Annotated in this window: 26 protein-coding genes and 1 pseudogene; 13 read left to right on the top strand and 14 right to left on the bottom strand. The window is 55.5% G+C overall.

Features of this window, described 5'->3' with window-relative positions; genetic code table 11:
- Positions 1 to 14: 14 nt before the first annotated feature.
- Positions 15 to 1,007 (bottom strand): phosphate/phosphite/phosphonate ABC transporter substrate-binding protein, encoded by a 993-nt coding sequence (gene phnD, locus QHL1GM_RS11700; RefSeq protein ID WP_071694635.1) that lies wholly within the window; start codon positions 1,005 to 1,007, stop codon positions 15 to 17.
- A gap of 173 nt (positions 1,008 to 1,180) precedes the next feature.
- Between phnD and QHL1GM_RS11695 the strand changes: the two genes are divergently transcribed.
- Entirely contained in the window at positions 1,181 to 1,780 is a 600-nt protein-coding gene (locus tag QHL1GM_RS11695) for a histidine phosphatase family protein (protein WP_071694634.1), read from the top strand.
- Between the two features lie 50 nt (positions 1,781 to 1,830).
- Positions 1,831 to 3,294, top strand: a complete 1,464-nt coding sequence (locus tag QHL1GM_RS11690; protein ID WP_071694633.1) for a sensor domain-containing diguanylate cyclase — start codon at positions 1,831 to 1,833, stop codon at positions 3,292 to 3,294.
- 19 nt (positions 3,295 to 3,313) lie between these two features.
- On the opposite strand, the gene QHL1GM_RS11685 is transcribed toward QHL1GM_RS11690, so the two are convergent.
- The 7 genes from QHL1GM_RS11685 to hemE form a co-directional block, all read right to left on the bottom strand.
- A complete protein-coding gene (locus tag QHL1GM_RS11685; RefSeq protein WP_022521312.1) occupies positions 3,314 to 3,706 on the bottom strand; it encodes a RidA family protein in 393 nt (130 codons plus the stop codon).
- 204 nt (positions 3,707 to 3,910) lie between these two features.
- Complete coding sequence (locus QHL1GM_RS11680) at positions 3,911 to 4,687, bottom strand: amino acid ABC transporter ATP-binding protein (RefSeq protein ID WP_302847861.1); 777 nt, start codon at positions 4,685 to 4,687, stop codon at positions 3,911 to 3,913.
- A gap of 48 nt (positions 4,688 to 4,735) precedes the next feature.
- Positions 4,736 to 5,836, bottom strand: a complete 1,101-nt coding sequence (locus QHL1GM_RS11675; protein ID WP_071694632.1) for an amino acid ABC transporter permease — start codon at positions 5,834 to 5,836, stop codon at positions 4,736 to 4,738.
- Between the two features lie 15 nt (positions 5,837 to 5,851).
- A complete protein-coding gene (locus QHL1GM_RS11670; RefSeq protein ID WP_071694631.1) occupies positions 5,852 to 7,042 on the bottom strand; it encodes an amino acid ABC transporter permease in 1,191 nt (396 codons plus the stop codon).
- An 87-nt stretch (positions 7,043 to 7,129) separates the two neighbouring features.
- Complete coding sequence (locus QHL1GM_RS11665; protein WP_071694630.1) at positions 7,130 to 8,155, bottom strand: amino acid ABC transporter substrate-binding protein; 1,026 nt, start codon at positions 8,153 to 8,155, stop codon at positions 7,130 to 7,132.
- Between the two features lie 243 nt (positions 8,156 to 8,398).
- Positions 8,399 to 9,265 carry a polyamine aminopropyltransferase gene (gene speE, locus QHL1GM_RS11660; RefSeq protein WP_071694629.1) on the bottom strand — a complete coding sequence of 289 codons (867 nt, stop codon included), beginning with the start codon at positions 9,263 to 9,265 and terminating at the stop codon, positions 8,399 to 8,401.
- Entirely contained in the window at positions 9,265 to 10,377 is a 1,113-nt protein-coding gene (gene hemE / locus QHL1GM_RS11655) for a uroporphyrinogen decarboxylase (protein ID WP_071694628.1), read from the bottom strand. The genes speE and hemE overlap by 1 nt, the downstream gene beginning before the upstream one ends.
- A 274-nt stretch (positions 10,378 to 10,651) precedes the next feature.
- On the opposite strand from hemE, the gene ribA reads away from it, so the two are divergent.
- From ribA to cheZ, 6 genes and pseudogenes are all read left to right on the top strand, one after another.
- A complete protein-coding gene (gene ribA / locus QHL1GM_RS11650; protein ID WP_071694627.1) occupies positions 10,652 to 11,287 on the top strand; it encodes a GTP cyclohydrolase II in 636 nt (211 codons plus the stop codon).
- Between the two features lie 129 nt (positions 11,288 to 11,416).
- Positions 11,417 to 11,848 (top strand): annotated as a pseudogene (locus tag QHL1GM_RS19735) (alcohol dehydrogenase catalytic domain-containing protein); the annotation flags it as partial.
- 57 nt (positions 11,849 to 11,905) lie between these two features.
- A complete protein-coding gene (locus QHL1GM_RS19730; protein WP_368087070.1) occupies positions 11,906 to 12,586 on the top strand; it encodes a zinc-binding dehydrogenase in 681 nt (226 codons plus the stop codon).
- Between the two features lie 23 nt (positions 12,587 to 12,609).
- Positions 12,610 to 13,134 carry a hypothetical protein gene (locus QHL1GM_RS11640; RefSeq protein WP_071694626.1) on the top strand — a complete coding sequence of 175 codons (525 nt, stop codon included), beginning with the start codon at positions 12,610 to 12,612 and terminating at the stop codon, positions 13,132 to 13,134.
- Between the two features lie 195 nt (positions 13,135 to 13,329).
- Positions 13,330 to 14,010: a hemolysin III family protein gene (locus QHL1GM_RS11635; protein ID WP_071694625.1), complete on the top strand. Its 681-nt coding sequence runs from the start codon at positions 13,330 to 13,332 to the stop codon at positions 14,008 to 14,010.
- 224 nt (positions 14,011 to 14,234) lie between these two features.
- Positions 14,235 to 14,921: a protein phosphatase CheZ gene (gene cheZ, locus QHL1GM_RS11630; protein WP_071694624.1), complete on the top strand. Its 687-nt coding sequence runs from the start codon at positions 14,235 to 14,237 to the stop codon at positions 14,919 to 14,921.
- Positions 14,922 to 14,959: 38 nt separating this feature from the next.
- On the opposite strand, the gene QHL1GM_RS11625 is transcribed toward cheZ, so the two are convergent.
- The 5 genes from QHL1GM_RS11625 to QHL1GM_RS11605 form a co-directional block, all read right to left on the bottom strand.
- Positions 14,960 to 15,583, bottom strand: a complete 624-nt coding sequence (locus QHL1GM_RS11625) for a glutathione S-transferase family protein (protein ID WP_071694623.1) — start codon at positions 15,581 to 15,583, stop codon at positions 14,960 to 14,962.
- A gap of 82 nt (positions 15,584 to 15,665) precedes the next feature.
- Complete coding sequence (gene djlA / locus QHL1GM_RS11620; protein WP_071694622.1) at positions 15,666 to 16,430, bottom strand: co-chaperone DjlA; 765 nt, start codon at positions 16,428 to 16,430, stop codon at positions 15,666 to 15,668.
- A 32-nt stretch (positions 16,431 to 16,462) separates the two neighbouring features.
- Positions 16,463 to 18,388, bottom strand: coding sequence for a 1-deoxy-D-xylulose-5-phosphate synthase (gene dxs / locus QHL1GM_RS11615; RefSeq protein ID WP_071694621.1), 1,926 nt, complete (start codon positions 18,386 to 18,388; stop codon positions 16,463 to 16,465).
- 2 nt (positions 18,389 to 18,390) lie between these two features.
- Positions 18,391 to 19,284 carry a (2E,6E)-farnesyl diphosphate synthase gene (ispA, locus tag QHL1GM_RS11610; RefSeq protein WP_071694620.1) on the bottom strand — a complete coding sequence of 298 codons (894 nt, stop codon included), beginning with the start codon at positions 19,282 to 19,284 and terminating at the stop codon, positions 18,391 to 18,393.
- Positions 19,278 to 19,568: an exodeoxyribonuclease VII small subunit gene (locus tag QHL1GM_RS11605; protein ID WP_071694619.1), complete on the bottom strand. Its 291-nt coding sequence runs from the start codon at positions 19,566 to 19,568 to the stop codon at positions 19,278 to 19,280. Before QHL1GM_RS11605 ends, ispA begins: the two co-directional genes overlap by 7 nt.
- A 249-nt stretch (positions 19,569 to 19,817) precedes the next feature.
- Between QHL1GM_RS11605 and serA the strand changes: the two genes are divergently transcribed.
- The gene (serA, locus tag QHL1GM_RS11600) at positions 19,818 to 21,062 is read left to right on the top strand and encodes a phosphoglycerate dehydrogenase (RefSeq protein WP_071694618.1); all 1,245 of its coding nucleotides are present in this window, start codon (positions 19,818 to 19,820) and stop codon (positions 21,060 to 21,062) included.
- A gap of 86 nt (positions 21,063 to 21,148) precedes the next feature.
- On the opposite strand, the gene QHL1GM_RS11595 is transcribed toward serA, so the two are convergent.
- Complete coding sequence (locus QHL1GM_RS11595; protein ID WP_071694617.1) at positions 21,149 to 21,838, bottom strand: pirin family protein; 690 nt, start codon at positions 21,836 to 21,838, stop codon at positions 21,149 to 21,151.
- 210 nt (positions 21,839 to 22,048) lie between these two features.
- Here QHL1GM_RS11595 and QHL1GM_RS11590 point away from each other — a divergent pair, with 210 nt between their 5' ends.
- The 4 genes from QHL1GM_RS11590 (at position 22,049) to QHL1GM_RS11575 (ending at position 25,329) form a co-directional block, all read left to right on the top strand.
- Entirely contained in the window at positions 22,049 to 23,014 is a 966-nt protein-coding gene (locus QHL1GM_RS11590; RefSeq protein ID WP_071694616.1) for a rhodanese-related sulfurtransferase, read from the top strand.
- Between the two features lie 59 nt (positions 23,015 to 23,073).
- Positions 23,074 to 23,880, top strand: coding sequence for an enoyl-CoA hydratase (locus QHL1GM_RS11585; protein ID WP_071694615.1), 807 nt, complete (start codon positions 23,074 to 23,076; stop codon positions 23,878 to 23,880).
- Positions 23,881 to 24,058: 178 nt separating this feature from the next.
- Positions 24,059 to 24,880, top strand: a complete 822-nt coding sequence (locus QHL1GM_RS11580) for an IclR family transcriptional regulator (RefSeq protein WP_071694614.1) — start codon at positions 24,059 to 24,061, stop codon at positions 24,878 to 24,880.
- Between the two features lie 17 nt (positions 24,881 to 24,897).
- On the top strand, positions 24,898 to 25,329 hold the full coding sequence (locus QHL1GM_RS11575; protein WP_071694613.1) for a YqaA family protein: 432 nt from the start codon (positions 24,898 to 24,900) through the stop codon (positions 25,327 to 25,329).
- The last annotated feature ends 71 nt before the right edge of the window (positions 25,330 to 25,400 follow it).

Below are 25,400 nucleotides of genomic sequence, written 5' to 3'. Positions count from 1 at the left end.
GCGGTGCGCTACGTTTACTCTTCCAAGTTTTCTGGCGTATAGCTCACGTTATTGGCCGCTTGGATGGTACGAATCACCTGCCAGTTGTCTTGGTAGTTGATGGGTATGAATTTCTCGACGCCCTCAAACTCTTCGCCTAGCTCGGTACCGATAAAATCAAAGCTGAAGAAGGCTTCTTCGATTTTCTCGACCAAATCGGGGTGCAGGTTGTGCGCATAGTTGTACGAGGTGGTGGGGAAACGGTCGGATTCGTAGATCAGACGCACGTCCTCTTCATCGTAAAGACCGCGTGCGGCCATGCGTTCGACTACTTCGGAAGCGACCGGAGCCGCATCGTAGTCTTGGGCCACAACGCCAAGCATGGATTGGTCGTGACTGCCCGAGTAGACCACTTCGTAATCCTCATCGGGAGTGATACCTAGTTCAGGCAGCAGTGCGCGAGGGGCTAGGTTACCCGAGTTGGACGTTGGAGAGGTGTGGGCGACACGCTTGCCTTTGAGATCCTCGACCTCATGGATATCAGAGTCGACATGGGTAAAGAGTTGCAGGGTGTAGCCAAATTGGCCGTCATCAGAGCCCATTAACGCAAACGGCACGGCCCCGGCCAAGTTCACCGCAAACGGCGTAGGGCCAGTGGAGAAACCGGCGATATGTAGCCGCCCGCTGCGCATAGCTTCAACTTGAGCAGCGTTGGACTGAACCGCAAAGAAGCGCACATCGCGCTCGGTAACCTCAGCCAAGTGATCGATAAACGGCTGCCAGATGTCCGAATAAATAGCCGGGTCTTCTACGGGGGTGTATGCAAAAATCAGCGTGTCTGGATTAGCCCACTCAGACTCATCGGCAGGGCGGTCAGCGACCATATCGCCATTTTCATCGCAGTAAATAGTATCTAAATCACCGCGTTCACATTCAGCGAAAGCGGGCGTAGTGAGTAGGGCGAGCGGTAAGAGTGATGCTGCGGTAAGCATCGCAAGCGGGCGCTTGCGGAAAAGCGAAGTTGCCATGGTAAGCCTCGTTTGTGCGTTATTGTTGTGTTCTTGCTATGGATCGAACTGTGTTTCCTTTGCTGCGTTTTGCCACTAGTGAAAACGAAAAATGTTTCGTAAGTGGACATTCCGCGCCAAGGATGGTTATTTTCGAAAGCAGACACATTCAATCTAGGGTTTGTGACAAACTTATGTCAAATACTTTACATCCACTCTCCGACCATTGGCGCAACCGCTATTTATTAATGCGCCACGGTCATAGTCAGGCCAATCAGCAGGGCGTGATTGTCAGCTCGCCTGAGCGAGGAATAGAAAACTTCGGTCTTTCTGAATATGGCGAGCAACAACTTGCCCAGCTCGTTGCTGATTGGCAGTGGGCTGTGCCGACTCGAATGGTGCATTCAGACTTTTTGCGTACCACGCAAACTGCTGCCCGAGTAGCCGTTAAGTTCGGGTTAGTACCCAGCGTGGATATGCGCTTGCGAGAGCGGAATTTTGGTGACTTAGAAGGCCTGGGAGACGAGCACTATCCCAGCGTGTGGGCGTTAGATGCCGAAGATGCCGAGCATCGCCACCATCAGGTGGAAACCTTGAGCGCGGTGGCACAACGTATGCAAGCAGTAATAGCTGATTGGGAACAACAGGTAAGCGGCGAAACCATCCTGCTTGTCAGTCACGGTGATCCGCTGCAAATCCTGCTGACTGCACTGGCCGGGAAACCGTTGACGACCCACCGTGAGCAAACTCCGTTAGCACCCGCTAGCATCACTCTTTATGGGCATGGCGTGTAATCCGCTAAAAGCTGTGTGCTAGTCTCTAAGAAAAGTAAAGAGAACTTGTTATGCTTGCTCCTTTCTCGCCGGATGCACCGAGCCTGCTAAATGCCCTTGCCGTAGGCAGCCGTGCACTAATCGACGCGCACTTTTGGAGTGAGGGTGTTGATCAGCTATTAGCGGCGCTAGGGGAAGCGTCGGGTGTCAATCGGGTGTGGATATTTCAAACCATAGAGCGTAACCCAGACGGTGTCCTGCAGGATTTTGTTTTTGAGTGGGCATCTGCATCGCACTACCGTGAGCGAACGCAAAAACGCTTTCGCTTTTTTACCACGCTGATCGACGATCCCCAGTATGAGGAAATGGTCAATCGTCGGGAGCGCGGTGACTCCCACACTTGTATTACCTCGAAGGTGGATCTGGGAACGCTGCGCGACAATTTGGAAAGCCAATCGATTCAGTCGATGGTGACCGTTCCGATTATGGTGGATGGTCAGTGGTGGGGCACTTTGGGCTTTGATGACTGTGAGCGCGAAGTTGACTGGGAGGGGGCGGGGTTACAGGCGCTAGTGATCGGCGCCGAACTAATCGCCTCGGCTATTTATCGTCAGCAGCTTACCCGCAGACAGCGTCAGGTTGATCTGCTGCAGCAGGTTGCCGCCTGTGGCACCTGGGAGATCAACACGCGCAGCGGCGCCACCTGGTGCTCTTCGGCGTTGCTGATTTCGCTGGGTTATCCTGGCGATTACGCTAGGCTCCCGCTGCGTCGCTTACTGGCCCATGCCATGCCCGCTGACCGCTTACGGGTGTTTGGTGTGATTCGTGAATGTCATCAGCGGTTGCAAACCCAATGCCGTATTGATGTGCAGCTCCAGGTCGCATCAGGGCAGTGGCGCTGGCACGAGCTGGTGATGGAAAGCTACTACTCCGACGATGGCTACTTGGCGCGTATTGGCGGTCTAGTCATCGATATTAGCCAACGCAAAAAGAGCGAAGAGCAGGCCTGGGCAGCGGCGGAGTTTGATGCCTTGACCGGCACGCGCAATCGGCGTGGCTTGGCTAATCACTTAGCGCAGCTCAATGAACGGCCTGTAGCAACAGTCTATTATTTGCTGATGATTGATATTGATTACTTCAAACATATCAATGATCGCTACGGTCATCCCGCGGGTGATGCGCTGCTGGTGGAGATGGCAAAGCGCGTCCATGATGCCCTGCGGCCCGAGGATTGTCTGGCAAGGCTCGGTGGTGAAGAGTTTGCCGTTACGGCGGGTGATTTATCGCACCAACAGGTAGTCCAGTTGGGTGAGCGTATTCGCCAACGAATAGCCCAGAAGCCGTTTTATCTGACGGTGGGTGATTCGCAAACGCCGCTGATGGTGACACTCACCGTCAGCGTGGGAATTGCCCCTCTGGCGCTCACCAGTGATTTAGACCACTGTCAGGCAGTAGCCGTTGCCCAGGCCGACCAAGCGCTCTATGCCGCCAAAGAGGCGGGGCGAAATCGCGTTGTGGCGCACTGGCAACCGTGAAAGCGGCTACTGATAAGGTTTATTGCTGCGACGGTGGAATCCAGGCGATCATATCGACTTCCACATCGGCACCACCGGCTAAGCCTGTCACTCCAATGCAGGTGCGGGTAGGTAGAGGCTGCGGAAAGTAGCTCGCGTAAACCTTATTCACTTCGTCAAAATGACCCATATTGGTAATAAATACCCGGGACTGCACCACATACTCGAAGGCACTACCGACTTCTTCCAGCACAATCGCCAGGTTCTGCATTACCCGGTGGGTCTGTTCGGTAAAGGTACCCAACAGCATTTCGTTCGTCTCTGGCACCGTCGGCATTTGCCCCGTGATAAACACCAGGTCACCTACGCGGCAGGCATGAGAAAACGGTGCGATAGGCTGTGGCGCGCGGTCGATAAACAGCTTTTCAATCATGCTTTTATCCTTTTTTGAATGATGTCGTTGCGAGGAGCGGAGCGACGAAGCAATCTTGTTTGTAGTAGCAGGATCACCTCAAGATCGCCGCGCGACGCTCGCGATGACATGATGTTTTTTTAAAGTCTGTTAACCATTATGGGCCTCAAGTGAGACCCATAATGACATACTTATCCACAGCTGCTTTGTCGCTGGGGCTGTGTATTAATGCCCCAGAATCTGGCTTAAGAACAGCTGAGTACGTTCAGACTGCGGGTTGTTGAAGAAGGGCTCTGGCGCGTTCTCTTCAATGATTTGCCCCTGATCCATAAAGATCACCCGGTCGGCGACGGTTTTGGCGAAGCCCATTTCGTGGGTCACACAGATCATGGTCATGCCTTCTTTCGCTAGCTCCACCATAACGTCGAGGACCTCTTTGATCATCTCAGGGTCGAGAGCGGAGGTGGGCTCGTCAAACAGCATCACGTCGGGGTGCATGCACAGCGAGCGGGCAATTGCGACACGCTGCTGCTGTCCGCCCGAGAGCTGCCCAGGGTACTTAGTCGCCTGCTCAGCAATGCGCACCCGCTCTAGGTACTCCATGGCCAGCGCTTCGGCTTCCTTTCGGGGCTTCTTTTGAACCCACATGGGTGCGATACAGCAGTTTTCCAGCACTGATAAATGCGGGAACAGATTGAAGTGCTGAAACACCATGCCGACGCTGCGACGAATCTGCTCAATACGCTTAACGTCTTGGGTCAGCGGTACGCCGCCCACCACAATTTCACCTTTTTGGTGCTCTTCAAGGTGGTTTATGCAGCGAATCAGCGTTGATTTTCCCGAGCCCGAGGGGCCGCAAACCACGATACGTTCGCCGCGTTTTACCTCAAGGTAGATATCACGCAGTACGTGAAAATCGCCGTACCACTTATTGACGTTGCGCATCTCGACCATCAGGTCAGAAGTACTGGTGTCAGAGGTGTTAGTGGCTGTTTCTGTCATGTTGAAGTCCTACTCAAAACGTAAAGAGATTCGGCATTAGTACTTGAACTAGCGCTTATGGCCGGTGTTTAGCTTGCGTTCCAGGTACTGGCTGTAGCGCGACATGCTGAAACAGAAGATCCAAAACACGAACGCGGCAAATACATACCCCTCGATTGAGAAGCCCAGCCAGCGCGAGTCGGAAAGCGCCGCTTGCACAATGCCCAACAGGTCAAACAGCCCGATAATCATGACCAGGGTGGTGTCTTTAAACAGTGAGATAAACGTATTGACGATACCCGGAATCATCATTTTCAGAGCTTGAGGCATCACAATTAGCCCCATGCGCTTCCAATACGTCATCCCCAGCGCCGCGGCGGCCTCATCCTGACCTTTGGGTATGGCCTGCAAACCACCACGAATCACTTCCGCCATATAAGCACTTTGGAAAAGCGTTAGGCCGATCAGCGCCCGCACAAGGCGATCCACGCTGAGCTCCGACGGCAGGAACAGCGGTAGCATTACCGAGGCCATAAACAGAATGGTGATAAGCGGAACACCACGCCAGAACTCAATAAAAATCACGCAGAAGGTTTTGACGATGGGCATGTTAGAACGCCGCCCGAGCGCCAGCACAATACCAATCGGTAGCGCCCCTACCATGCCTACTGTGGCCAGTAGCAGGGTTAGCATCAAGCCGCCCCAGCGGTGGGTGGAGACACGCGGTAGGTCAAAGTAGCCGCCGTGGAGCAACACGTAGGCGATTATCGGGAAGATCAGCAGCGCAAACAGGGCCATCCAGCGTTTAAATGGCAGGCGGGGGATAACCATCCAAGCAATAATGGCGGCGAACATGGCAAACACGATGTTGGCGCGCCAATACTCCTCACTCGGGTAGAGGCCATACATGAACTGGGAAAAGCGTGCATTAACGAATACCCAGCAGGCGCCCACCCGTGAGCAATCTTCACGGCTATCGCCCACCCAGTCGGCATCAATAAATGCCCACTGAACCGTTGGCACTACGAGTAGATACAGCACGTAGAGGCCCAACAGCGTAAAAAGGCTATTGATGGGGCCGTTGAACAGGTTGCCACGTAGCCAAGCAACCGGGCCAATGGTGCCTTTAGGGGCCGGGCGCTGAGGTATAGTTTCTTTGTTGTGAATCATGGGGTCGCCTCCGGCCTAGCGTTCGACCAGCGCAACGCGAGCGTTGAACCAGTTCATGAACATGGACACCAGCAAGCTGATGATCAGATAAACCGCCATGGTCATGGCAATGACTTCGATTGCCTGACCGGTCTGGTTGAGCGTGGTACCGGCGAAAACCGAGACTAAGTCGGGGTAGCCGATGGCGGTGGCCAGTGACGAGTTTTTAATCAGATTGAGATATTGGCTAGTGAGCGGCGGAATAATGACGCGCATTGCCTGGGGGATGACTACCAGGCGTAGCACTAGCTTGCGCGGCAAGCTCAATGCCTGGGCAGCTTCCGTTTGGCCATGGGGAATGGCCTGGATGCCCGAGCGCACAATTTCGGCAATAAACGATGCGGTATAAATGGAAAGTGCCAGCCACAAAGCCAAAAATTCCGGAATGATGGTAATACCACCACCAAAGTTAAAGCCGCGTAGTACCGGCATTTCCCAAGTCACCGGTACGCCGGTGGCGACCAATACCAGCAATGGCAGGCCGAAGATAATCACCAGGGATATCCAGAAAACTGGCAGGCGCTTACCAGTGGCTTCGTGGCGGCGCTTGTTCCACATGACCAGGGCGATGCTAGCAATAATGGCCACCAGGAAGGTGGCTGGGATAAGGCCAAATCCTGATTCAAACAGCGGTTGAGGCAGGTACAGCCCTCGCACGTTCAGGAAAATGGCTTCGCCAAACGCCATGCTCTCTCTTGCGCTGGGTAACGTCCGCAGTACCGCGAAATACCAGAAGAAAATTTGCAGCAGCAGCGGGATATTACGAAAGGTTTCGATATAGGCGTTGGCTAGCCGAGCAATAAGCCAATTAGGCGATAGCCGCGCGATACCGACGATAAAACCAATAATCGAGGCAGCTAACACCCCCAACCCACCGACGAGCAGCGTATTGAGCAAGCCAATCACAAAGGTGCGGCCGTAGGTACTTTGGGAGGAGTACTCGATTAAGCTTTGACCAATACCAAAGCCGGCTGTGTTGCCCAGGAAGCCGAAGCCTGTAGTGATGCCGCGGGCGTTCAGGTTGGCTTGGGTATTGCCGATAATATAGATCAGGAAAGCCGCCACAACGGCGACTAAAATGAGCTGAAAAATAAGTGCGCGTTTAGCGCGGTCTCGCCAAAACGGCGGCTTGTGGCCGGCGGGGCGAATATTGGGTCTTACAGACATGGATGGCGTCTCCGCTACACGGAAGGTCAATCAGATGGCCCGCCATGCCCTGAAAACAGGGTGGCGGGCCGGGGTCAAGCGAGACGCTTAGCGAATCGGGGGAGCGTACTGGAAGCCACCGTCGTTCCACAGGGCGTTTACACCGCGCTCAATTTCAAGCGGAGAGTCCATGCCCACGTTACGTTCGAAGCTTTCAGCGTAGTTACCAACTTGGCTAATAATGTTGTAAGCCCACTCTGCTTCAAGGTTCATGCCTTCGCCGTAGTTGCCGTCTTGGCCCAGCAGGCGAGCAACATCGGGGTTGTCAGAATCACGCATCTCTTCAGCATTTTCGCTAGTAACGCCGTACTCTTCGGCGTTAATCATGGCGAACAGAGACCATTTCACGATGTTGAACCAAAGATCGTCACCCTGACGAACCACAGGGCCCAGCGGCTCTTTTGAGATAACGTCAGACAGGATCATTGAGGCTTCAGGGTCGTCGAGCTGGATGCGTAGCGCAGCTAGCTGAGAGGTATCAGAAGTGAGAACGTCACAGCGGCCTGCTTGATAGCCACCCACGGTTTGCTCAGAAGTATCAAATACGATTGGGTTGAATTCCATGTCGTTAGCACGGAAGTAGTCAGCCAGGTTCAGTTCGGTAGTGGTGCCCGACTGAATACAGATAGAGGCACCGTCGAGTTCGTCAGCACTGCTAATGCCCAGGTCGCGAGAAACCATGAAGCCTTGGCCGTCGTAGAAGTTAACGCCGGTGAAGTTCAGGCCCAGCGTGGTATCGCGGGTAGTAGTCCAGGTGGTGTTACGAGACAGTACGTCTACTTCACCTGACTGTAGGGCGGTGAAGCGCTCAACGGCGTTAAGTGAAATATAGTTGACGGCTTCTGAGTCGCCGAGTACCGCTGCCGCTACTGCACGGCAAACATCAACGTCTAGCCCTTGCCAGTTACCGTCGTCATCCGGTGCTGAGAAGCCCGGCAAGCCATCGCTCACACCACACTGAACGGCGCCACGCTCAATGGTATCTTCTAAGGTGTCGGCTTGAGCAGTCGCCATTCCCGCCAGGCTAAGTGAACCAGCGGACGCCAGAAGCGCTAGGTGTTTTTTATTGAACATTTAGTTTCCCTCGAAGTCATTGAAAACAATAATTGAAATAGTTGTGCATGCCGTAGCATGTAACTAAACCTAGCAAGGAAGATGCCAACAAGGGTACATGCGTTAATTCAGCGCTTTTCAACGCTACTCAACGAATTCGAGACGAAGGTCTAGGTGCAAAATGGTTACCACTCACCTCGTATTGCACCTTTATAGGGCAATCGGTGGTGGGTGGTAACATAAAGGCGAGTAATCGGTGGGCGATTATTCGGCCGCAAATGCCTTGCGCATAAACGGCGGTAGGGCGAGAGCGCCACGATGGGCTTCAACGCTGTAGTACTCAAGTGGCAGGTCGTGGCTTGCGGCTGCCTGCTCGCGGAACGCATTAACGTCTAGGCCTTTACCCGCCAATGTCACGCTCCACCAGCCTGATGGATATACCGGCTGCGGGAAGGGTAGCGTGGCAACGCTTTCAAAACCGGCTTTCAACATGTCGTTGCGCAGCTCACGGATGATTGAGCCGCTGTGGTAAAGCGGTGATTCGCTCTGTTGCACCATCACGCCGCCGCTTTTCAAGATACGGTGGCAGCGCTTGAGAAAATCGGTTTTAAACAGCCCTTCAGCAGGGCCGACCGGGTCGGTAGAGTCGATTATTAGTACATCGATGCTCTCATCCGGTGCATCATCCACCCACTTCACGCCATCAGCGAACAGCAGCTCGGCGCGAGGGTCGTTATTCGATTCTACTAACGACGGGAAGAAACGCTCCGAGGCTTTTGTGACCTCTTCGTCGATATCGATTTGAGTAACTTTCTCTACACCTGGGTGGCGCAGCACCTCTTTTAAGGTGCCGCAGTCGCCACCGCCGATAATCACCACCCGCTTGGGATCTTGATGGGTAAACAGCGCCGGATGCGCAATCATCTCGTGGTAGAGAAAGTTATCGCGATCGGTCAACATCACACAGCCATCCAGCACCATGAGGTTGCCGTAGGTCTCGGTAGCGTAGACCTCCAGGTGCTGGTATTGGCTCTGCACATCCAAGAGTTTTTCAGAGATCTTCAGTGAGAAAGCGCTGCCGTGGCTATCAAAAACTTCGGTAAACCACTGGTCGTCGCGTAAATCGCTCATCAATTGGCTCCTGAATACTGTGCATTGGTATGAGTCGGAATATCGCGGTGATACTGCGGGCTTAGCTCGTGCAGCGCCTCCATAAAGGCGGTGACGTTATCGGGGTTGGTAAATTGGCTGATGCCGTGGCCCAGGTTAAATACGTGGCCAGGGCCATGGCCGTAGCTCTCTAGTACCCGAGCTACTTCAGCACGGATAGCCGAGGGGCGGGCAAACAGTACGTTGGGGTCAAGATTGCCTTGTAGTGCCACTTTGTGACCAACCCGGGTGCGGGCATCGGAAAGTTCGGTAGACCAGTCGATACCCAGTGCATCGGCACCGGCGCAGGCGATATGCTCAAGCCACTGGCCGCCGTTTTTGGTGAACAAAATCACCGGTACGCGGCGACCGTCGTGCTCGCGGATCAGCCCGGAAACGATCTGCTCCATGTAGCGCAGCGAGAACTCCAGGTACGCAGGGGTAGAAAGCGCGCCGCCCCAGGTATCAAAAATCTGGACCGCCTGGGCGCCCGCGCGAATCTGGGCATTCAGGTAGTCAGTTACCGCGTGAGCCAGCGTATCCAGCAGCTGGTGCATGGTATCTGGCGTATCGTAAAGCATGGTTTTTAGGTGGCGGAAGTCCTTGCTGGAGCCGCCCTCCACCATGTAGGTCGCCAGTGTCCAGGGGCTGCCGGAGAAGCCGATCAGCGGCATGCGACCGTTCAGCTCGCGACGAATGGTGGATACCGCACGCATCACGTAATCCAAGTCACGCTCGGCATCGGGCACGCTCAGTGCCGCGACTTCTTCCTGCGTGCGCACGGTTTTACGGAATTTAGGACCTTCGCCGGTTTCAAAATAGAGCCCCAGGCCCATCGCATCCGGAATGGTTAAAATATCCGAAAACAGAATGGCCGCATCCAGCGGATAGCGTTCTAAAGGCTGCATAGTGACTTCGCAGGCCAGGTCATGGTTGCGGCACAGATCCATAAAGCTGCCTGCATCGGCACGGCTGGCGCGGTATTCCGGCAGATAACGGCCTGCTTGGCGCATCATCCACACTGGGGTGCGGTCGACAGGCTGGCGCGCTAGTGCGCGAAGGAATCGATCATTTTGTAAAGGTGTAGTGGTCATAGACACTTGCTCTTAAGAAATTTGCCCGCACTGTATTTGAAATCGTACTTAAAACCGTATCGGGGTTCGGATGAGGGCAATTGTACTTGAAGATAGCCGTTAGGGCGGCGTACTCGATGGCAAAAATCGTCGCACCCGGCCAATTTTTCTCGCCTAATTAGCCAATTTTAGCTTCTTCGCCAGCGTGAGGCGGGCGCCGCTTCCTGTTAGAATGCTGGCCCACTTTGCCAACACTGGTGTGGTTAACTGGTTTGGTCAATCAGCGAGGTAACCTGTGACCATTCGCTTTATTGCCGCTTCCCAACTGCCCACGCCCTGGGCGACATTTACGATGCATGGCTTCGAAGATGAGGCCACCGGCAAGGATCATATCGCCTTAACGTTGGGTGATGTGACTGGCGACGAGCCGGTATTGGGACGGGTGCACTCCGAATGTTTGACCGGCGATGCGCTTTTTTCCATGCGCTGTGACTGCGGCTTTCAGCTGCAGGAAGCGCTTAAACGCATCGCTGAAGAGGGCCGCGGCGTTCTATTTTATCTACGCCAAGAAGGGCGTGGGATTGGCCTATTGAACAAAATTCGCGCCTATCACCTGCAGGATCAAGGTGCTGATACGGTTGAGGCCAACGAGCAGCTTGGCTTTGGCGCTGACATGCGCCGCTACGACCTTTGCGTGCCGATGCTTAACCATTTAGGCATTACATCGTTGAGACTAATGACCAACAACCCGCGCAAGGTGGATGCCCTCACCCGCGACGGCGTGAATGTCGTCGAACGCCTGCCGATCACCACCGGCTTGAATCCCCATAACGAACAGTACCTTGCCACCAAAGCGGGTAAGCTCGGCCATATGATGGCTCTGGATGACTTTACCCAAGCTAGCGACGTGGATATTGAGCGCAAAGAGTGATTTCCAATATTTGATGCTTTATTAGACTCGGAAATTTGCTTTTTTTTAATCTTTTTTGCCCGGTTATTAAGCTATGTTGATACATAGCGGGATGCTAATGACGGATAAAATGTTTAAGGAGAAGCGACCATGAAAGCACTTTGCTGGCACGGTAAAAATGACGTTCGTTATGACACGGTACCGGATCCAGAACTTGAGCACCCTCGCGACGCTATTGTTAACGTAAGTAGTTGTGCTATTTGCGGCTCTGATCTCCATCTTTACGATCACTTCATACCGGCTATGGAGTCAGGCGATGTGCTTGGTCATGAGTTTATGGGCGAGGTTATGTAGGTTGGCAGTGAGGTAAAGAGTTTAAAGGTCGGTGATCGTGTTGTGGTTCCATTCACCATTTTCTGTGGCGAATGCGAGCAGTGCCAACGCGGTAATTATTCGGTTTGCGAACGCTCTAATCGCAATAGAGCCTTGGCCGATAAAGCGTTTGGGCATGGCGGCGCAGGGTTATTTGGCTATTCCCATCTCACTGGCGGCTACGCAGGGGGGCAGGCTGAATTCGTCCGGGTACCATTTGCCGACACGACGCATATTAAAGTACCCAGCACCCTAACCGACGAGCAAGTGCTCTTCCTGGGTGACATTTTTCCAACCGGCTGGCAGGCGGCAGTGCAATGTGACATCCAACCTACCGATACGGTGGTTGTCTGGGGCGCTGGGCCAGTAGGCCAGTTTTGTGTTCGTAGTGCTGTACTGCTGGGAGCAAAGCAAGTGGTGGTGATCGATAATGTTCCCGAGCGGCTCTCCATGGCAGAGGCGGGCGGCGCTATCGCCATTAATTTTGATAATGAGAGCGTGCTGAGTCGTTTAAAAGACCTGACCAATGGTAAGGGGCCAGAAAAGTGTATTGATGCGGTGGGCCTGGAGGCACACGCCACCCGTTCACTGGACTCAATGTACGATCGCGTTAAACAAGCTATGATGTTGGAATCCGATCGAGCCCACGTACTACGCGAAATGATTTATGTCTGTCGCCCTGCGGGAGTGCTCTCGATTCCCGGCGTCTATGGGGGCTTGGTGGATAAGATCCCCGTGGGGGCGTTAATGAATAAAGGGCTGACAGTGCGTACCGGCCAGACCCACGTTAATCGCTGGACCGATGATCTGCTGCGGCGTATTGAAGAAGGTCAGATCGACCCTTCATTTGTCATCACGCACACCGTCGGGTTAGACCAAGGCCCGGAAATGTATAAGACCTTCCGCGATAAACAGGATGGTTGCGTCAAGGTGATTCTCAAACCTTGAACGAACCAGACATGGAGGTAAGTATGCATAAGCAAACAGATATGACCCATTCACAAAGCGCTTCAGACAAACTCGCCCGGGGGCTTGGTTGGTTAAGTATAGGGCTTGGCCTCTATCAGCTATTAGCTCCGGGTCAGCTTACCCGGCAGCTAGGTATGCAAGGCAGCGAAAACGGCATGCGGGCCTGTGGGGCAAGAGGGATAATGAGTGGTATCGGCGCGCTTTCAGATAACCCCACCCCCGCAATATGGAGTCGCTTAGGAGGCGATGTTATCGATCTTGCCGTGCTCACGTATGCCTTAAATGATGAGCGTAATGCCAAGAAAGAGAACGTCTACTTGGCGTTAACCGCTGTGGCCATTCTCGCCGCAATCGATTGCGCCTGCGCCAAGGCCTTGAGCCAACGCCACGCCTACCAAGGCGGGGTAACCCCCGATTACAGTCACCGAAGCGGTTTTCCTCAAGGGCTAGAAGGTGCGCGTGGGGCCGCACTAGATTTTGAGGTACCCGCCGATATGAAGGCCGCCTTACCCTCTCCAATGCTATAAGCCATCCACCGATAGCGTTCGTTGGGCAGACTATTTTCTCTTTAAAGAATCGAACCCGGCATTAATGCCTGGGTTCGGTTGTATCATAGGGGCTAGGGAATTAACTACCGTTAGCACTCTCTTTATATAAAGCTAATCGCCATATTTATGTGCGTTTGAGCGATAGGATAAGTAGGGCGCTTTGAGGAGCCTTAAATGAATGATACCCATATTGACGATTCGCAAGGCGAATTCAGCAGCCTCGAAGAGCGCCTACACAGCATTACCCACGGCATTGGTGCTGTGTTCAGTTTGGTGGGAATGGTGGTGCTGCTGGTGGCCGCGAGCTACGCTGCCCATGTTGACCCTTGGAAAATTGTCAGCCTTAGCCTGTACGGCACCACGCTAGTCCTGCTTTATACCGCTTCAACCCTTTATCATGGTATCCCTCATCGGCGCTGGAAGCAGCGCTTTCAACTGCTTGATCACTGTGCGATTTATCTACTCATCGCGGGAACTTACACGCCTTTTTTACTCGTCAACATGCGTGGCACTACGGGCTGGATCTTGTTTGCCGCCGTGTGGTCGCTGGCGCTAGTGGGCATTGCCTGCATACTGCTATGGCCCCAGCGCTTTTCGATATTACGCGTGGCGATTTATCTGCTCATGGGCTGGATGATCGTGCTGGCGTCAGGCGAGATGGCGGCGAGTTTATCGACGACCGGCATCGTCCTACTGGCCGCGGGAGGGATTACCTATACGCTAGGGGTGATTTTCTACGCCGTGCGCGCTATCCCCTATAACCACGCGATCTGGCATCTGTTTGTGATAGCTGGAAGCGTCTGTCACTATTTTGCCGTTTATAGCGCCGTTCTGCCCCATGTCTCGCCTGTTTAGTGGCTAAGACCGCTTGAGTGCACCATCGATGACGTAAACGTAAGAAATCTCTTACAAAATCGAGTGAGTAAAATGAATTGGTGGTTAATAGCTTGCCTTAATGGGTAATCGACCTTCAAATAAGTATGCATAATGTTGGTCTTATACGTTCGTATACGTATAGATGACGACTGAAAAAGTAATAAAAGCGACATTCAATAAGCTTTTCCAACAAGAGGATTGTCATGAGCACTGTTAACAACGCCCACGACACGACCATGCCGTCGGTACTGGGCAAAAAAGACAGTACTGATGAGATGGTGCATCGCATAGGCCACTTAACGCGCCTGCTGCGAGACAGCATGAAAGAACTGGGCTTAGATCAACAGATTAGCCAAGCGGCCCAAGCGATACCGGATGCCAATGACCGGCTAAACTATGTGGCCTCAATGACGGAGCAGGCCGCAGAACGGGCATTAAATGCCGTTGAGCGCGCGCAACCCGTGCAAGACAGTCTTGATGAAGAAGGCGCTGCGCTTAATAAGCGCTGGGAGGCAGCAGCAGCTAAGCTCGCGGCGGTAGAAGGTGATCCTAAGCTCGTCGAGGATACGCAGGACTTTTTGAGTAGTAAGCTTCCCACTGCAACCGGGGCTACACAAAAAGAGCTGCTTGAAATTATGATGGCCCAAGACTTCCAGGACCTCACCGGCCAGGTGATTAAGAAAATGATGGAAGTCATCAAGTTGATCGAAGAGCAGCTTATTCAGGTGCTGGTGGATAATGTTCCTAATGTCACCGATGGCGTCAAGCTTGACGATGACCGCGATGAACATGCCAAGCTGCGCAACGGGCCGCAGGTTAACCAAAACAAGACCGACGTCGTGGCAGGGCAGGACCAAGTAGACGATCTGCTTGATGATCTTGGTTTTTAAGCAAAGCCAAACTAGCTAAGAAACCGTTTAGACGTTGATTAACTCTGTGCTGCTGTCTGCTCTTTTTCAATTGCCTTAGCCATCGCGGCGCGCTGAATATGGCGTTCGCGATAGGTTATCAGCGGCTCGGGCAGGCGGTGCTTCATGCTGATCGCCCACGATAAGGTATGGGTTAAAAACAGATCCGCGAGGGTAAAGGTGCTTTCCACCAAGTTTTCTTGCCCGTTGTAGCGGCGCTCCAGGGCGCTTAGCGCACGCTGAAACTCCCAGGCGCAGACCGGCAAAATAGCGGGAACCCGCCTATCTGCGGGCAGGGCAAATTTATGCTTGGCCTGATTCCATAACGGCTGCTCAATCTCGGTGACAATAAAGCTGAGCCACTGGTCGACCTGGGCGCGGGCGTTGGGGTCGCTGGGCAGCAGTGTGCCATCGCCATATTGCTTCGCTAGGTAGCGACAAATCGGCGCCGACTCAAATAGCGATACTTCCCCATCCTCAATAACCGGCACCTTGCCGTCCGGGTGCCGCGCCAAATGCTCGGCTGTTTGCCCCTCGCCTTTATCCAGCGCCACGTGCTGGCACTGATACTCAAGACCGAGCTCCTCAAGCGTCCACGCTACACGTAGCGAGCGAGACTTGGGAAAACTGTATAGCGTTATCATGGCGTGCTCCTGGCGACAAAAACGACTCTTCAATCTAGCGGGCGTTAGCCACGCCTAAGATTCTCTTATTGAAAGGCTATCTCTAAGCGCTACCTCTCGCCTCACGAATCCGCTCGTAGGCGTTGCCGATTTCGCTGGTGCGTGCTTGGGCGATGTCGCGCATGCTTTCGGGCAGGCCTTTGCCGGCCAGTTTGTCCGGGTGGTTTTGGCTCATCAGACGGCGGTAGGCCTTTTTGATTTCGGCATCGCTGGCGTCATCAGAAACCCCTAGCACGCGGTAAGCGTCTTTGAGGGCCTCTTCGCTGGCGCCTTGAGAGTTGGCAGCAGCGCCGTGCAGCATCGCTTCGATCTGCTGAACTTCGGCGTCGCTGCAGCCTACGCCCCGGGCGACACGTAGAATCATCTCGTGTTCGGCGGGGTGAAGCACGCCATCGGCGGCGATAGCTGAGAGCTGAACCTGGATAAATACCTGACGCAGCACCGGCTGGCGCTGGGTGAGGCGATTAACGTTGGCCAGTTCGGCGTCCAGATTGAAATCATCAGCTCGGCCACGCTCGAAGGCGGCGCGTGCTTTGGCGCGCTGCTCGCCCTGCAAGTGCATCTGGTCAAACAGTTTCTCGGCAACGTCCAGCTCGCCGTCGGTGACTTTACCGTCGGCTTGGCACAGGCAGCCCATCACGGAGAAAATCGACTCCAGAAAGCCTTCCTGGATGCGCATGCGGGCGATATTCAGACGACGGCTAAGGCGCTTGCCTAACCACCAGCCCAGGCCACCGCCAATCAGGAGACCCACCGGGCCACCAAACGCAAGGCCTATCAAGGCGAAGATAATAATTAGAAATAGCATATGGGTCTCAAAAGTAATTTAAAAATAATCGCTTATGGCAGTCGAGCGCGAATAGCCCGCTCGATGCCATCGCTATCCAGTTGGCAGTCGGCAAGCAGCTGCGCAGGCGTGCCATGCTCCACAAAAGCGTCCGGCAGGCCGAGGTTGAGCACTTCCACCTGGACGCCTTCGGCGTGGAGCAGCTCATTCACGGCACTACCCGCGCCACCGGCAATCACGTTCTCTTCCAGGGTTACCAGTAGCTCGTGCTCGTCGGCAGCGTCCAGTACCGCATCTCGATCCAGCGGTTTGATGGAGCGCATATTGATGTGAGTCGCATTGAGCCGTTTGGCGACTTCCGCTGCGGCGCTGTTGAGACTGCCAAACGCGAGCAGCGCAATGCGCACACCGTCGTTGGCGGCCTGGCGGCGTACCTCGGCTTTTCCTATGTCGAGTGACTCAAGGTGTGTAGGAATTGCTACGCCAGGGCCAGTGCCACGGGGGTAACGCACCGCGGCAGGGCCAGGATGATGGTAGGCCGCACTCAGCATGGCGCGGCACTCAGCCTCATCCGCCGGGGCCAGAATCACCATGCCGGGCACGCAGCGCAGGAAGGAGAGATCCATGCTGCCGTGGTGAGTGGGGCCGTCTTCGCCCACCAAGCCCGCGCGGTCAATCGCAAAAGTGACGTCCAGGTTTTGTACCGCGACGTCATGAATTAACTGATCGTAGCCGCGCTGCAGAAAGGTGGAATAAATCGCCACCACCGGCTTCATGCCTTCGCAGGCCATGCCCGCGGCGAGCGTTACCGCGTGCTGCTCAGCAATTGCCACATCGAAATAGCGCTTTGGATACTCTTTTGAGAAGCGAATCAGGTCGGAGCCTTCGCGCATGGCGGGGGTAATGCCCATCAGCCGCGGATCGCTTGCCGCCATATCGCACAGCCAGTCGCCGAACACATTGCAGTATTTTTTCTTCGCTGCCGTCTCTTTAATGATGGGCTTTTTGGTTGCCTCGGCCTGGGCCGCAGCGCTGGGTTTTTCCAGCTTGGTAATGGCGTGGTAGCCAATCTGATCCGCCTCGGCGGGCAGGAAGCCTTTCCCTTTTACCGTTTTGATGTGCAGAAACTGCGGGCCGTCGAGGTCGCGCAGGTTTTCGAGCGTATGGGTTAGCGCGTCGAGGTCATGACCATCAATGGGGCCAACGTAGTTAAAGCCCATCTCTTCAAACAGCGTGGCGGGGCTGACCATGCCTTTCATATGCTCTTCAGTGCGCCGGGCAAGTTCCAGTGCGCCGGGCAGGTGCGAAAGCACTTTTTTACTCTCTTCGCGTATTTTCAGGTATGGCTTGCTGGAGAGCACCCGGGCTAGGTAGGTCGCCATGCCGCCGACATTTTCGGAGATCGACATCTCATTGTCGTTGAGCACCACCAGTAGGTTGGCATCCACGTGGCCCGCGTGGGCTAGAGCTTCAAAGGCCATGCCCGCGGTAAGCGCGCCGTCGCCGATAATCGCACAGACGTGTCGCTTATCGCCCTGGGCTTTGGCTGCCAGCGCCATGCCCAATGCCGCTGAAATCGATGTGCTGGAGTGGCCCACACCGAAAGTGTCGTACTCGGACTCGGCGCGGCGAGGAAACGCCGCCAAGCCGCCATGCTGGCGAATACTGAGCATTGTCTCGCGGCGGCCGGTGAGAATCTTATGCGGATAAGCCTGGTGGCCAACGTCCCACACTAAGCGGTCGTGGGGCGTATTAAAGGCGTGGTGCAGGGCAACGCTCAACTCGACCACACCGAGCCCGGCGCCAAAGTGGCCGCCGGAAACACCCACGCTATAGAGCAGGTAGGCGCGTAGCTCGTCGGCCAGTTGGGCGAGCTGGGAGGCGTTCATGGCCCGCAGCGCGGCGGGGTGGTCAAAGGAGTCGAGCAGCGGCGTCGTGGGGCGCTCGCGGGGGATTTCGTCGAACAGCTTCATGGGCATCTTTAGTGGTCGCGCTCGATCATATAGTGGGCTAAGTCGGCCAGCGGTGCAGCACGTTCGCCCAGTGGGGCGAGCGCGGCAATGGCCTCGTCGATCAGGCTGTGCGCTTTGCGTTGAGCGCCCTCTAACCCCAGCAGAGTGGGGTAGGTGGGCTTGGCTCGTGCGGCATCGGCGCCTGACGTTTTGCCTAGGGTAACGGTGTCGCCGGTCACATCCAGGATATCGTCGTGAATCTGAAAGGCTAGACCAATGGTGCGGGCGTAGCGAGTAAGTGCATCTAAGCGCGGGTCATTGTCGTCGACTGCCACCAGACCGCCCAGGCGCACGGCGGCGACAATGAGGGCGCCGGTTTTATGGGCGTGCATATGGGCCAGGGCATCGACATCTGGGTGGCCGCCGACGGCGTCTAAATCCAGCGCCTGCCCCGCCACCATGCCATCACGGCCAGCGGCGGAGGCCAGGGTGTGCACCAAATGGCCCAGCCGGGGGTGAGCACTGCTGGCCAGCACCTCAAACGCCAGCGCCTGCAGGGCGTCGCCGGCCAGAATCGCACTCGCTTCATCAAAGGCTTTATGCACCGTGGGCTGACCGCGGCGCAGGTCGTCGTCATCCATGGCCGGTAGATCATCATGGATCAATGAGTAAGCGTGGATTAACTCAATCGCTGCGGCGGGTGCGTCCAGGGCATCGTCTTCTGCCCCTAGCGCGTGGCCAGCCATATACACCAGCAGCGGGCGCAGGCGTTTGCCACCAGCCAGCAGGCCATGGCGCATAGCGGCCTCAAGCCGAGGCGCTACCGCAGGGCGGCTTTCAAACAGCGCCGCTAGCGTGGCGTCCACGCGGGCATTGCTGGTCTGGCGCAGGGTGGCAAGCTGGTTAGGCTGCATGGCTACCATGGGGGCGTCTCCTTGCTGTCATCCTCGGCCGCATCCTTGGGGTCGTCGGGGCCAGCGAAGGGCGTTACGTTTAAACGCCCTTCGCTGTCTTCACTCAGCGCCCGCACCTTGAGTTCGGCGCTATCCAGGCGCTGCTGGGCATCGCGGGTAAGCCGCACGCCTTGCTCAAACGCGGTCAGTGCATCTTCCAATGAGAGCTCGCCTGACTCGAGACGTTCAACGATGGTTTCGAGTTGCTCAACCGTCGCGGCAAAGTCCTGCGGGGGTGATGTCGTGTCGCTCATTGGGGGGTGCCTGCAAACCGGTATGTTTTTTAAATAAGCTTAAATAAGCCCACAGTATACACCGAGGCTGGGGGGCGGCGTCTGCCCTCTTCAGTACAGCTTGTTGCGCGACTTGCGATCCATTCATCGTCAGCACGCAGACTTTTCATCATTCACACCCGGCCTGAACGATGCGTGCTGTGCTACGATATGCGCCTCCCGTGAACCGATACACGGCGCATGCCGCCGACCATAGAGGTTGATTCAGCCATGGCCAAAACGTCCCTGGACAAGAGCAAGATCAAGATCCTGCTACTCGAGGGCGTCCACCAGAGTGCGGTGGACAATTTTCACACGTCAGGGTACGCCAATATTGAGCACCTGCCGACGTCCCTTGATGAGGATGCGCTGATCGAAAAGATCCGCGATGTTCACTTCATCGGTATTCGTTCCCGCACCCAGCTGACTGAGCGCGTGTTCGAGGCGGCGGAGAAGCTGGTCGGCGTTGGCTGTTTCTGTATCGGCACCAATCAGGTCGATTTAACCGCTGCCCTTACCCGCGGTATCGCGGTATTTAACGCGCCGTACTCCAATACCCGTTCGGTGGCCGAGCTGGTGCTGGCAGAAGCGATTATGCTACTGCGCGGTATCCCCGAGAAAAACGCCCGCGCTCACCAGGGTGGCTGGCTCAAGTCAGCGAAGAACTCCCACGAAGCGCGCGGTAAAACGCTGGGTATCGTTGGCTATGGCAGCATCGGTGCGCAGCTTTCGGTGCTGGCCGAATCGCTGGGCTTTAACGTCATTTACTATGATGTCATCACCAAGCTGGGGATGGGTAATGCAAGCCAGGTGGCAAGCCTTGAAGAGCTGCTGGGCCGCTCTGATGTGATCAGCCTGCACGTGCCTGACCTTGCCTCTACTCGCTGGATGATCGGCGCGAAAGAGATCGCTGCCATGAAGCCGGGCGCGATCTTTATTAACGCCTCCCGCGGTAGCGTCGTTGAAATCGAGCCGCTTGCAGAAGCGCTTAAAGCGGGCAATCTCAACGGTGCGGCGATTGACGTCTTCCCGGTAGAGCCGAAAGGCAATGAAGAAGAGTTTGAGAGCCCGCTACGCGGTCTGGAAAACGTGATTCTGACCCCGCATATCGGTGGCTCTACCCTGGAAGCCCAGGAGAACATCGGTATCGAAGTGTCAGAAAAGCTGATCACTTACTCCGATAACGGCACCACCGTGACCTCGGTCAACTTCCCCGAAGTGGCGCTGCCCGCTCACCCGGATAAGCACCGTTTGCTGCACATTCACGATAACGTGCCGGGAGTGCTGTCGCAGATCAACCGCGTGCTGTCTGAAAATGGCATCAACATCTCGGGTCAGTATCTGCAGACCAACGAGAAAGTCGGCTATGTGGTCATCGATGTAGATAAAGCCTACGGCCCCCAGGCGCTGGAAGCGTTGCGTGAGGTAGATCACACGCTGAAAATTCGTGCGCTCTACTCGTCACAAAACAGCTAATGCATTTAGCCAAGTAAGTTGGCTGTAAAAAAACGGCGCCTCTTGCGAGGCGCCGTTTTGGTTAGTGCCGTTTAGCAGGCTCGGGTCTAAGCGAGATCAAATAGCAGCACTTCGCCCGCTTCCTTGCCGGTAAGGTTAATCGCCTCATCCGGTTGAAACGCCGCGGCGTCGCCTGCGCTCAGCGTCTCACCGTTCACTTCCATTTCGCCGTTGACTACATGCAGCCAAGTGTAGCGCGAAGGCGGTGCTGTTGCCTGTTCGCCAGCGCTAAACAGGCCTGCGTAAAGGTTCACATCCTGGTTAATGCTCACCGACCCATCGCGGCCTTCTTCCGACGCCACTAAACGCCATTGCCCTTGACGTTCAGCGGCAGGAAAAGCCTTCTGCTCGTAGCTGGGTTTAATGCCGAGCTGCTTGGGTTCAATCCAAATCTGCAGAAAGTGCAGCCCGTTCTCCTTGGAGTGATTAAACTCGCTATGCAGCACGCCAGTGCCTGCCGACATGCGCTGAACATCGCCCGGGCGCATCACTTCGCCGTTGCCCATGTTGTCTTTGTGCTCCATCTCACCTTCCAGTACGTAGGAGATGATTTCCATATCCCGGTGAGGGTGAGCGCCAAAGCCATGGCCGCCCGTGACGCGGTCTTCATTGATCACGCGCAAGGCGCGAAAGCCCATATGGTTACGGTCAACGTAGTTGGCAAATGAAAAGGTATGGAAAGAGCGTAGCCAGCCGTGGTCGGCGTAGCCGCGCTCGTTTGAACGACGAATAATCATGGTGTGCTCCGCAGGTTGCGTGAGATTGAATAATGACAATATACGCCTTGTTGACGCCGCGTGGGGTGAAGCTTTCAGCACGTTCCTGTCGAATAAATCGATGTATTAAATGTGATTGCCAGCGCTAAACTTTTGGTTAGCTTTCGAGTAAAATCCTGGCCTCTTCTAACCCGGTCCGCCCTTTGCGAGGGTGACTACCTGGAGCTTTACATGTCAGTACCCATTGCTATGCCTAACCCAGTGCCGCCCATTGTGGTCGCAGCGCTGTACAAATTTGTCACCCTGAACGACTTTGAAGCGCTGCGCGAGCCGCTGCGCCAAACCATGCTCGATAACGACGTAAAGGGCACTTTGCTGCTTGCTAAAGAGGGCATTAACGGCACGGTGGCGGGCAGCCGCGAGGGCATTGATGGATTGCTGGCCTGGCTGACCGCCGACCCACGCTTGGCCGATATTGATCACAAAGAGTCTTATTGCGACGAAACGCCGTTCTACCGCACCAAGGTCAAACTCAAAAAAGAGATCGTCACCCTCGGCGTGCCCGATATTGACCCCAACGACACTGTAGGCACCTACGTTGAGCCGGAAAACTGGAATGACATCATTGCCGATCCTGAAGTGCTGGTGATCGATACCCGCAACGATTACGAAGTGGCGATTGGCAGCTTCGAACGGGCGATAGACCCTAAAACCACCACTTTCCGCGAGTTTCCCGAGTACGTGCGCGAGCACTACGATCCGGAAAAGCACAAAAAAGTGGCGATGTTCTGCACCGGCGGCATCCGCTGTGAAAAAGCCTCCAGCTTTATGCTTAAAGAGGGCTTTGAAGAGGTCTATCACCTGAAAGGCGGCGTGCTGAACTACCTGGAAAAAGTCCCGGAAGAGCAGTCGCTATGGAAAGGTGAGTGTTTTGTGTTCGATAACCGCGTGACGGTGCGCCACGACTTAAGCAAGGGCGAGTTCGAACAGTGCCACGCTTGCCGTATGCCGATCTCCGCCGAGGATATGCAGTCTTCCGCTTATGAGCCGGGGATTAGCTGCCCTCACTGCATCGATACGCTGCCGGAAAAGACCCGCGCCGCCGCCCGCGAGCGCCAGCGCCAGATTGATCTAGCCAAACAGCGCGGCGAGCCGCACCCCTTAGGCCGCGATACCCGGTTAATGAAAAAAGCCTGATAAAAAAGAGTGTGCGCTAGACTGATGGGCAATGTGTTACTCAAATTCAGGAGTTCACCATGTCCATCATCTCTGACGGCCCCTCTTCCACGGCCCCTCCCTTGCAGCGCCTTGATCAACAAGGCGTAACAACGCTGACAATGAGCACACCGGAGCGCTTTAATGCGCTCTCGGAAGCCATGCTACAAGCCCTTCACGATGCGCTAACCGAGATTGCCGACGATAGCAGCGTGCGCTGTGTGGTCATTGCCGCCGAAGGTAAAGCCTTCTGCGCCGGGCATGATCTGAAGCAGATGCGCGCTAATCCCGATAAAGCCTACTACCAAACGCTATTTGCCCGCTGTGGCGAGGTGATGCAGGCCATTGTGCACTTGCCGGTGCCGGTGATTGCCAAAGTGCATGGCATTGCCACTGCGGCAGGCTGCCAACTAGTGGCGAGCTGTGATCTGGCGGTGGCCGCGCGCAGCGCCCGCTTTGCCGTTTCCGGTATCAACGTTGGTCTGTTTTGCTCCACCCCGGCGGTAGCGCTGTCGCGTAACGTTGCCCGTAAGCACGCCATGGAGATGCTGATGACCGGGGAGTTTATCAGCGCCGAGCAGGCGGCTGAGTGGGGCTTGATAAATCGTGTAGCAGAGGACGATGCGCTGGATGAGGCAACTAAAGAGTTAACGGACGGTATCTGCGCTAAAAGTGCCGTTGCAGTGCGCACGGGGAAAGCCATGTTTGCCCGCCAGCTTGCTATGCCGCTCGATGAAGCCTACGCCTTCGCCGGAGAAACCATGGCCTGCAATATGTTGGCCGAGGATGTGGGTGAAGGGATTGATGCGTTTATTGCTAAACGGCCACCGCAATGGCGACACCGCTAAGATGACGTCATTGAATGAATGGAATTCGTTTCCGTAAACGCGACAACGGCTGTGTTGGCACGTTATCCTGACGCCCTTTATGTTTTCAGGGAAGGCGCCGCCAGCAAAGGCGCTTTTAGTACGTAGTAGAAGCGCTTTTGGGAGCTTATTTTAGGAGCGCCTTTTTGGAGAAAGCCAGGTGAGTGAAGCCAAACGCAGGACGGTCGGTCGTCCGGCGAGTACCGCCAAAGCCAGCGGAGGGCATAGCCAGTCGCTGGTACGTGGCTTAACGCTGCTGGAGTACCTTGCGGCCAGCCCGCTTGGATTGGCCCTTTCAGAAGTGGCGGAGATGGCCGAATTAGCGCCCTCTACCACCCACCGCTTACTACAAGCCTTGCAGAGCCAGGGGTTTGTGACCCAGGAGAACGAGCAGGGCCTATGGCGAATCGATGTTAAAACCTTCCGTATCGGCAATAGCTTTCTTGAAGCCCGCGATGTAGTGGCCACAAGTCGCCCCTTTCTGCGCCGTTTAACCGCGGAAACCGGCGAGACTGCTAATTTGGGCATTCGCGATGGGGCCACGGCGGTATTTCTAGCCCAGCACGAATCACCCCAGATGATGCGCATGATCACCCGCCTAGGCTCCCGCGCGCCGCTGCATGCTTCTGGCGTAGGTAAAGCGCTGCTGGCGTGGATGCCCAATGATGAGCGTGCCCAACTGCTGGATGGCTGCGAGCTGGCAAGAGTGACCGCCAATACGCTCTATCAACCCGACACCCTGCAGGTGGAAACCGAGCAGATTCGCGCCCAGGGCTTTGCCTGCGACCGTGAAGAGCATGCCGTTGGCCTGCACTGCGTGGCTGCCTGTGTGTTTGATGAGCACGGTGCCCCGATGGCGGCGATCTCGGTTTCAGGCCCGGTGGCGCGAATCCCGGAAGCTCGCTTACTAACTCTGGGTGCGCTGGTTCGCCAAACGGCCGATGAGATAACCCAGCAGTTGGGTGGGCAGGTGCCTCGTTAACGTGGGCCGCTAAGTCTATGCTGAGCCTGTTTTTTGTCGCCCTGGTCAGCGCCACGCTGCTTCCCGGGGGGTCGGAAGTGTGGCTAGCGCGGCTGTGGTGTCTCGGCGAACCGCCGCTGGGGCTATGGTTGGTGGCCACGGCGGGCAATACCCTGGGTAGCATGATCAACGTAGCGATGGGGCGCTATGCGCGTCGGTTTCAGGATCGCCGCTGGTTTCCCGCCTCGCCGCGCAGTTTGGCGCGCGCTGAGGGGTGGTATCATCGCTTTGGCGAACTAAGCCTGCTGATTTCCTGGGCGCCGATTATTGGTGACCCCCTCACCGTGCTAGCCGGTGTGTTCAGGCTGCCCTGGTGGCGGGCGCTAGCGTGGATTGTGGTCGCTAAAGGGGGGCGTTACGGCGTGGTTTTACTGCTGGCACAGCAGTGGCTAGTGCCGCTGTGCCAGTGAAACACCTTATTAATCAAGTCATGTTACCCTGTACAACTTTTTAACAAGCTGTGCATGCAGTGTAGAGTGTA

This window comes from Halomonas sp. QHL1 (genome assembly GCF_001882345.1).
GTDB lineage: Bacteria > Pseudomonadota > Gammaproteobacteria > Pseudomonadales > Halomonadaceae > Vreelandella.
This window is presented reverse-complemented; position numbering and strand designations above follow the sequence as displayed.